Annotated in this window: 1 protein-coding gene; it reads left to right on the forward strand. The window is 78.8% G+C overall.

The window, feature by feature from the left end; all coding sequences use genetic code 11:
• The first annotated feature begins 26 nt into the window (after window positions 1-26).
• The gene (locus tag ADK60_RS24100) at window positions 27-686 is read left to right on the forward strand and encodes an NAD(P)-dependent oxidoreductase (protein ID WP_053648845.1); all 660 of its coding nucleotides are present in this window, start codon (window positions 27-29) and stop codon (window positions 684-686) included.
• Window positions 687-723: the final 37 nt, after the last annotated feature.

Genomic DNA, 723 nt, shown 5'->3' on the forward strand with positions numbered 1-723 from the left:
GCCCCGACCCACCGACGGAGACCGCCATGAACCGCACCCCCGCCACCACCACCGACCTCGTCGTCTTCGGCGCCGGCGGCCAGGTCGGCCGCGCCGTCGTCGCCGAGGCCCGACGCCGCGGACTGACCGTCACCGCCGCCGTCCGCGCCCCCGAACGGCACCCCGACCTGGCCGGCCCCGGGATCACCCTGGCCCCCTGCGACGTCACCGATCCCGCTGCCGTCGCCGCCACCGCCCGGGGCCACGCCGCCGCGGTCAGCACCGTCTACACGCCCGACGTCCCCGCCGGCGACTTCTACCCCGCCGCCACCCGCGCCCTGATCACCGGCCTCGCCAGCGCGGGCGTCCACCGCCTCGTCCACGTCGGCATCGCCACCACCCTGGAAACCGCCCCCGGGGTCGCCGTCCACGACGACCCCGCCTTCCCCGAGGCCCACCGCGCCTTCTCCCTCGGCCACGCCGCCGCCCTCGACCTGCTCCGCGACTCCCCCGCCACCCTCGACTGGGTCGTCGTCACCCCGCCCCTCGACCTCGACCGCCCCCCCCCCGGCCCCGGCCCCTACCGCGTGGGCGGCCCCCAGGTCCTCGGCGACCGGCTCGCCCAGGCCGACCTCGCCACCGCCGTCACCCACCAGCTCCCCGGCCCGGCCACCCCCCACCGCGAGCAGATCGCCGTCGCCGAATAGCCCCTCCCCCCTGCCGCGGCGGCGGATACCCCTGGTA

This window comes from Streptomyces sp. XY431, from assembly GCF_001279805.1.
GTDB classification, from domain to species: domain Bacteria; phylum Actinomycetota; class Actinomycetes; order Streptomycetales; family Streptomycetaceae; genus Kitasatospora; species Kitasatospora purpeofusca.

Excerpts from the sequence above, each read along its gene's own strand:
- ADK60_RS24100 (WP_053648845.1), top strand. The coding sequence starts at position 27 with ATGAACCGCACCCCCGCCACCACCACCGACCTCGTCGTCTTCGGCGCC.